An 8,209-nucleotide genomic window follows, 5' to 3' on the forward strand; every position below is an offset into this window, starting at 1 on the left:
AGGCGCCCTGCCCGCCCGGTTTCATCTTCATGCGCCCGTGCCACCCACGGTGATCGCATCGATCTTCAGCGTCGGCTGGCCAACGCCTACCGGCAGCGACTGCCCATCCTTGCCACACGTGCCCACACCACTGTCCAACGCCAGGTCGTTGCCGACCATCGACACGCGGCTCATGGCCTCGGGACCATTGCCGATCAGCGTCGCGCCTTTGATTGGCGCGGTGATCTTGCCGTCTTCGATCAGGTAGGCCTCGCTGGTGGAGAACACGAACTTGCCACTGGTGATGTCCACCTGGCCACCGCCGAGGTTGGCGCAGTAGATGCCGCGCTTGACCGAGGCGATGATCTCGGCCGGGTCGCTGTCGCCAGCGCGCATGTAGGTGTTGGTCATGCGCGGCATGGGCAGGTGGGCGTAGGACTCGCGCCGACCGTTGCCGGTGACCGCCATGCCCATCAGGCGTGCGTTGAGCTTGTCCTGCATGTAGCCCTTGAGAATGCCGTTCTCGATCAGCGTGGTGCATTCGGTCGGGGTGCCTTCGTCGTCCACGCTTAGCGAGCCACGACGCCCTTCCAGGGTGCCATCGTCGACGATGGTGCACAGGCTGGAGGCCACCTTCTCGCCCAGCTTGCCGCTGTAGGCCGAGCTGCCCTTGCGATTGAAGTCGCCTTCCAGGCCATGCCCCACGGCTTCGTGCAACAGCACACCGGACCAGCCGGCGCCCATGACGACCGGCAAGGTGCCGGCGGGCGCAGGGATCGCCTCCAGGTTCACCAGCGCCTGGCGCAACGCTTCGCGCGCAAAGCCCATGACCCGCTCATCGGTGAAATAGCGATAGTCGGTTCGCCCGCCACCGCCGTGGCCGCCACGCTCGCGACGGCCGTTCTGCTCGACGATCACGCTGACGCTGAAACGCACCAGCGGTCGAACGTCGGCGGCCAGGCTACCATCGGCGGCGGCGATCAGGATGCGCTCCCACACCCCGGCCATGCTCACGCTGACCTGCTGGATACGCGGGTCGAGCGCACGCGTGGCGACGTCAACGCGCTTGAGCAGCTCGACCTTCTCGGCGCGGCTGAGCACGTCCAGCGGGTTGCCCGGCGCATATAACGCGGTCACATCCTGGCTCTTGAACGCCTGCACGCTGCCGTCCTGCCCGGCACGCGAAATCGACCGCGCAGCCTGCGCGGCCGAGGTCAGGGCTTCAAGGCTGATTGCGTTGCTGTAGGCAAAGCCGGTCTTCTCGCCCGACTGGGCACGTACACCGACGCCTTGGTCGAGGTTGAAACTGCCTTCCTTGACGATGCCGTCTTCAAGCGCCCAGGACTCCGAGATCTGGCCCTGGAAATACAGGTCGGCGGCGTCGATTCCCGGCCCGGCCAGCTCGCCCAGCACCGACTGCAGGCTGTCGAGGGTCAGGCCGCCCGGCGCCAGCAGGTGATCGCTGACAGTGGATAACAACTCGCTCATAGTCACTCCGAGGTATGCGCAGGCCGCAATGCGCCCTGCGAAAAAAAGCGCCGGTGCGAGGCCACCGGCATCCGCGCCCGAATGGACGCCTGCTCGCTGCTGTCGCGGGGCGCCAGCAGCACCGCTTCGCCGCTGGTCTGTTGCGCGACGATACGCCCCCAGGGGTCGACAATAGCGGCATGGCCATGGGTTTCCCGTGGCCCCGGATGCGTGCCGCCCTGGGCGGCGGCCAATACATAACACTGTGTCTCTATGGCCCGGGCACGGATCAGCACCTCCCAATGCGCCGCGCCGGTGACGGCGGTGAACGCCGCCGGTGCACTGATCAGCTCGGCCCCGGCGTCACGCAACGCGCTGTACAACTCGGGAAAGCGCAGGTCATAGCACACGCTCAGACCCACCCGGCCCACCGGGGTATCGGCGACCACCACTCGGGCGCCGTGGGCATAGTCGTCCGACTCGCGATAGCGCCCACGGGTGTCGGCCACATCGACGTCGAACAGGTGCAACTTGTCGTAGCGGGCGACCTGCTCGCCCTGCTCGTCGACCAGCAGGGAGCAGGCATGGGCTTTGGCCTCGGGCTGATCAGGCGGCGGCAACGGCAAGGTGCCCGCTACAATCCATAACCTGAGGTCGCGCGCGGCCTGTTTCAACCACGGCAGGATCGGGCCGTCGCCCCGCGCCTCGGCCCGGCCGATCGCCGCGCTGTCGCGCCGCCCCATGGCGGCGAAATTTTCCGGCAGCACAGCCAGCCGTGCACCGCCTTCGGCGGCTTGTTCCAGCAGAGCCCGGGCCCTGGCCAGGTTGGCCAGCACGTCGTCCTGGCTGACCATCTGAATCACCGCTGACGTCATGTCCATGTCCTAGCGTGACTTCTCGAAAGGTTTGATAAAGCTAATCTTAGGCTCTTTCCACGGCCCCTCGACGCGATAATGCACGCTGGCATAACGCGCCACCCGATCGCCCAGCAGCCGGTCGACCAGAAACAGTGCGCCGCCCACCGCCGGGGCACCGACAATCAGGGCCGCCAGCGGCAGGTTGTTGGTCACCGGCAGGGTCACCTGCAAGGTCGCATCGACCCGGTCGCGCACCATGTCCAGGGTGCCATCGAGCTCAAGATTGCTCGACGGGCCGGTCAGGGTGATCGGCTCACGGGTGACATACACCCCGTCGCTGGCCACCAGCAGCCCCTTGACCCGGTCGTAGCTCAGGCCCTTGTCGAGCAGGTCGGAGAAGTCCAGACGCAGGCGTCGGCCGATCGAATTGAAGTTGAGCAGGCCGAATACGCGCAAGGCCTGGGCACCGCCCTCGACCTCCACGAACTGCCCCTTGCGCAGCGACGCATCGAGGCTGCCGGAGAAGCGCTTGAGGCTGACCCACGCCGGCGAGCCCTGCCAGCGCCCCGTCCACATCCAGCCGGAAATCACGGCTGGTGACCGTGGGCGCAAAGCCCCACGCGGTAAGGATATCAGCGAGGTTCTTGCCCTCCAGGCGCCCCTTGTACCAGCTGTCGCTGTTGCCGGGCGCACCTTCCCAACCGGCCGCGCCTTCGATCACCAAGCCCTTCAGGTTCAGGTCAAGGTCGTTGAGCGCAACACCCTTGGCCGTCGGCCGGGCCTTGAGCGCGAAACTGCCCAGCAGGTCGTCACCGCGGAACAACTTGCCGATGCTCAGGTCGATCGCCGGAATCTTGCGTGGGTCAACCGTGGCCAGCGGGTCCGGGGCATCGGGCGAGGCCACTTCGGCGGGGTCCGCCGCAGGCAGGTGGATGGTGGGCAGGTTGACCACGATCGGCACCCCCTTGGCATCCGGGATACGTGCGTTGCCAATGACCTCCAGGCTGTCCAGGCGCAAGGCCCAGTAGTTGCTACCACGGCCCAGGTGCACCACGGCCTGGTTGAGGGTCTGGCCAAAGCCCTTGAGCTGGCCGATGCTCAGGTCCACGCTGTTCAAGGTCTGGCGCGCACTGCCGCCCGGATCATCGCCGGCCACGCGCTGCAACTGTTGCTGCCAGGGCTCCAGGTCCAGCTCGGCCAGGCGCCCGCGCACCCTCAGCCCCTGGCCAGGCGGCAATTGCGCGGTGCCGCTGCCCAGCAGCAGCTCGCCACGCCCTGGGCCAGCTTGTCGGCGGGTGCAGCGTAGGCCAACCTGGCGATATTGGCATAGGTGAGGTCAAGGCGTCGCTCAGGGCCCTGCAGGTTCATCTTGAACTGGCTGGCACGGGTTTCGCCGGCTGCCTTGCCGAACGGCGGCGGCAGGTCGAGCACCAGGCCCTTGAGGCTGGAGTCGACGCTCAACAGGTTTTCCCGGCTGCCCACGCTCACTTGCAACTGATACGGTATTTCGCCAGACGCCGGCAGCGCCTGGGTGACCTTCAACCAGTCGGTCAGCGCCTTGAGGGCGATCTGCCCCTTGGCCGCAATGCGGGTCTGCAACTGGCCCGGCTTGCCCTCGGCAAAGATCTGCGCACTGATCGGCTTGTCGAACGCCTGGGCGGTTATGTTCTGGCCACTCAAGCCCTTGTCGAAGTCGAAGGTGAAGTCGCCCTTGAGCTGGTTCAACTCCAGTGGCGGCTCGCTAAGCTTGAGCCGCGCCTGCTCGGTGGCGAAGTCCACCACCACCTTGGGCTGCTCGCCCTTGACCAGTGGCACGTCGAGCTTGAGCTTGCCACGCAGCGGCCCCTCGCCTTCCCAGCCGGCGAAGGTCGGGCCCGTGCCGATCGGCGCCTCCTGCAGGATCTTCACGCCGTCTGCCAGGCGCCCATCGAACTCGCCCTGCAGGTACAGGTGCGAATGCTCGCCCTCGTCCACATGGGGGATGTCCACCTGTACATTGCGCACCTGGGTATCGAGCAACTGGCCACTGCGTGCCTTGACCCGTACCCCGGTGTCTTCGATGAACACATCGCCATCGACCTTGCGCACATGCGGCCAGCCTGGCTGGAAGTCCAGCTCGGCATCATGCACCTTGAAGAACAGGCTGATGCTGCGCGACTCGGGGGTTGCGCCATGCTGCAACGAGCCCTGGTACTGGAAGTAGCCTTCGTCCACCGCGCCCTTGAGGATCGCGCTGCGCAGCCAGTGGTCCAGCGCCGGGCTGAGCACCTGGGGCAGGTACTTGGCGGTGTAGCGGCCGTCACCGTCGACCAGGCCGACACGCAGGTCCATATAGTCTTCACGGGCTTCGTCGAACAACAGGCGGATCAGGAAGTCACCGGCGATACTGCCCTCCTCGCCCAGTACCTTCAGGTACGGCGCGATCAGGGTGAAGCCGTCCTGGTCCAGGCGCCAGGTCAGGCGGGCGTTGGCCTTCAGGTAGTGCCATGGGTCGGCAAAGATCGGCGTCAGGTGCAGCATGAACTTGTCGGTGTCCAGGCGCAGTTCGCCCTGGCCCAGGTCGCCGCTGATGCTGCCGCTGACGTTGCCCGCCGCCGGCGCACCGTGATAGGCATCGAAGCCGACGCGCTCCAGGTTGGCGGCAAAGCTCAGGCGCCGGTCACCCTCGGCCCTGGGCCGCAGCTCCAGTTGCACATTGCGCAAGCCACCCGTCACCTTGAGACCGTCCACCACCGCCATGGCCTTGTCCGGCAGGGGCGCCAGGGCGTGTACCAGCGGGGTCAGCGGCGTCAGGTCGAGGCGGTCGGCCTGGACCGTCCACAGCTCGTCGGTGGTGTCGGTGGCGGCGCGCTGGCGCAGTTGCACATGCGACTCCCAGCGCGTCTCGCCCAGGCTCATCGCCAGCGAGTCGAACACCACGTCGAAGCCCTTGGCATCTCGCCGAAACCAGGCGTTGAGCGCAAGGTTGTCCAGCGCCACGGCCTTGCGCTCGGCATGGGCGCCTTTCAGGCGCGGGGCATTCAGGCGCAGCGTGGCCGTCTGCAACTGGCCATTGCTCCAGCCCACCCACACTTCGCCACCGGCGCGCAGCTCACTGGCCTTGTACGGGCCCAGTACCTTGGGTGGCAACCACTTCGACCAGTCACTTTGCGGCAGGCTCAGGTAAGCGTCGACCGCGCCATCGCGCCACTGCGCAGGGCGCACCCGGCTGCGCAGGCTCACACTCACCGGCTGGCCGTCGGGCAGGGTCAGGCGCGCATCCAGGCGCTGGCGCACGCTGCCGGTCTGCAGGCCAAGGCCGACATAGGTCAGGGTCATCGGGTCTTGACCGAACGGCTGCAGCGTGACCTGGCTGTCGAGCACCGACACCCTGGAAACCACCTGGGAGCGCTCCAGCAACTGCTGCACATCCAGCGGCTGGTCGTCCTTGACCGGCAGCCCCTTGAGGCTCCAGTGCCCGTTTTCGTCCTCATGCAGGTTCAGTTGCAGGCCACCCAGCTCAACCTGGGCCAGGCGCACCTGACGCGCCATCAGGCTGGCCCACAGGTCGGGCACCACCTTGACTTCATCCAGGCGCAGGGCGCCTGCGCCCTCGCCCACCTGCACATCGCGCACGCGCAGCATCGGCGCCAGGCCGCTCCAGCGCCCCTCCAGCGCACCGATATGCACCGGCATGCCCACTGCGGCCTCGACCTTCTGTTCCACCTCGGCACGGTACTCGGCGACCAGTGGCACGAGTTCACGCCCCAGGCTGACGTACAACGCCACCAGCACTGCAAGCAGGGCACACATGCCCAGCCCCCAGCGGGTCAGGCTGCCCAGAACGCGGATCAGACGCTCCATGGCAAACGCTCCCCGTATGGTGCATTAACTATGGCCCGGTACGCCGGGTTCGCCAGCGCGGGAAGTATTTCAGCGCGAGTCAGAGCAGCACCACATCGTATTGTTCCTGGGAATACATGGACTCCACCTGGAAGCGAATGGTTCGCCCGATGAAGGCCTCCAGCTCCGCGACATTGCCCGACTCTTCGTCCAGCAGGCGGTCGACCACCTTCTGGTTGGCCAGCACCCGATACCCTTCGGCCTGGTAGGCACGTGCCTCGCGCAGGATCTCGCGGAAGATTTCGTAGCAGATGGTCTCGGGGGTCTTCAGCTTGCCGCGGCCCTGGCAACTGGCACACGGCTCGCACAGCACCTGCTCCAGGCTCTCGCGGGTGCGCTTGCGGGTCATCTGCACCAGGCCCAGCTCGGTGATACCGATGATATTGGTCTTGGCGTGGTCGCGCTCCAGCTGTTTTTCCAGGGTACGCAGTACCTGGCGCTGATGCTCTTCGTCTTCCATGTCGATGAAGTCGATGATGATGATCCCGCCGATGTTGCGCAGGCGCAGTTGGCGGGCGATTGCGGTGGCCGCCTCCAGGTTGGTCTTGAAGATGGTCTCTTCAAGATTGCGATGGCCGACGAAGGCACCGGTGTTGACGTCGATGGTGGTCATCGCCTCGGCCGGGTCGATCACCAGGTAGCCGCCGGACTTGAGCGGCACCTTGCGCTCCAGCGCGCGCTGGATCTCGTCCTCGACGCCATACAGGTCGAAAATTGGCCGCTCGCCCGGGTAGTGTTCCAGGCGGTCGGCGATCTCGGGCATCAGTTCGGCGACGAACTGGGTGGTTTTCTGGAAGGTTTCCCGCGAATCGATACGGATCTTCTCGATCTTGGGGTTGACCAGGTCACGCAGGGTGCGCAGGGCCAGGCCGAGGTCTTCGTAGATCTCGGTGGGAGCGCCCACGGTCTTGATCTGCGCGCCGATCTGGTCCCAGAGGCGGCGCAGGTAGCGGATATCCATGAGAATTTCATCAGCCCCGGCACCTTCGGCCGCGGTACGCAGGATGAAGCCCCCGGCGTCCTGGATGTTCTCCTGGGCGATGCAGTCGGCCACCACCTGCTTGAGCCGCTCGCGCTCGCCTTCGTCCTCGATCTTCAACGAGATACCGACATGGCTGGTACGCGGCATGTACACCAGGTAGCGCGACGGGATCGACAACTGCGTGGTCAGGCGTGCGCCCTTGGAGCCGATCGGGTCCTTGGTCACCTGCACCACCAGGCTCTGGCCTTCATGCACCAGCGCACTGATGGTCTCGACGGTCGTGCCTTCGCGCTGGGAGATTTCCGACGCATGGATGAATGCGGCGCGGTCCAGGCCGATGTCGACGAACGCCGCCTGCATGCCGGGCAGCACCCGCACCACCTTGCCCTTGTAGATATTGCCGACGATGCCGCGGCGCTGGGTCCGCTCGACATGCACTTCCTGAAGAACACCGTTCTCCACCACCGCCACGCGTGATTCCATCGGCGTGATATTGATCAGAATCTCTTCACTCATGGCAGGCTCTCGTCAAAGGTCTTCAGCTAATGATGGATTGCCCGGCGGTCGCTGGCGAGCAATAAACAGGTCGGAATGATTCCTCGCTCAACGGGCCGGCAGGCGTTGCCAACAGGGGATCGCGAAATGGTCGAGCAATTCGGCGGTTTCACTCAGCGGCAGGCCGACCACCGCCGAGTAGCTGCCCTGCAGCCCCTTGACGAAAATCGCGGCCAGGCCCTGGATGGCATAGCTGCCCGCCTTGTCTTGCGGCTCACCGCTGGCCCAGTAGGCCTCGGCCTCGCGCGGGGTGATCGGGCGCAGGCTCACCAGGCTGCTGACATTCACGCTCAGGCAGCGCTCGCCGTCGGTCACGGCTAACCGCCGTCAGCACCTGATGCTCGCGCCCGACAGCGACGCCAGCATGGCCAGCGCGTCATCGCGGTGCACTGGCTTGCCAAGGATCCGCCCGTCGAGCACCACGGCGGTGTCGGCGCCCAGCACCGCCAGCGGGCCGTTCACACCGTCGGCGCGCAACGCCGCCAGG

At 66.1% G+C, this 8,209-nt stretch carries 3 protein-coding genes and 2 pseudogenes; all 5 read right to left on the reverse strand.

The genetic code is table 11. The features are described from left to right. Positions 1–27: 27 nt before the first annotated feature. The 5 genes and pseudogenes from tldD to G3436_RS07415 all read right to left on the reverse strand — a co-directional run bounded on the left by tldD (position 28) and on the right by G3436_RS07415 (position 8,184). On the reverse strand, positions 28–1,467 hold the full coding sequence (gene tldD, locus G3436_RS07395; protein WP_163943051.1) for a metalloprotease TldD: 1,440 nt from the start codon (positions 1,465–1,467) through the stop codon (positions 28–30). A 2-nt stretch (positions 1,468–1,469) separates the two neighbouring features. Then, entirely contained in the window at positions 1,470–2,321 is an 852-nt protein-coding gene (locus G3436_RS07400) for a carbon-nitrogen hydrolase family protein (protein WP_163943054.1), read from the reverse strand. Between the two features lie 9 nt (positions 2,322–2,330). Beyond that, positions 2,331–6,146, reverse strand: a pseudogene (locus tag G3436_RS07405) (YhdP family protein). 79 nt (positions 6,147–6,225) lie between these two features. Next, positions 6,226–7,683, reverse strand: a complete 1,458-nt coding sequence (rng, locus tag G3436_RS07410; protein ID WP_163943057.1) for a ribonuclease G — start codon at positions 7,681–7,683, stop codon at positions 6,226–6,228. Positions 7,684–7,770: 87 nt separating this feature from the next. Then, a pseudogene (locus tag G3436_RS07415) lies at positions 7,771–8,184 on the reverse strand (Maf family protein). Positions 8,185–8,209 lie beyond the last annotated feature (25 nt).

The organism is Pseudomonas brassicae (genome assembly GCF_010671725.1).
Classification (GTDB): Bacteria; Pseudomonadota; Gammaproteobacteria; order Pseudomonadales; family Pseudomonadaceae; genus Aquipseudomonas; species Aquipseudomonas brassicae.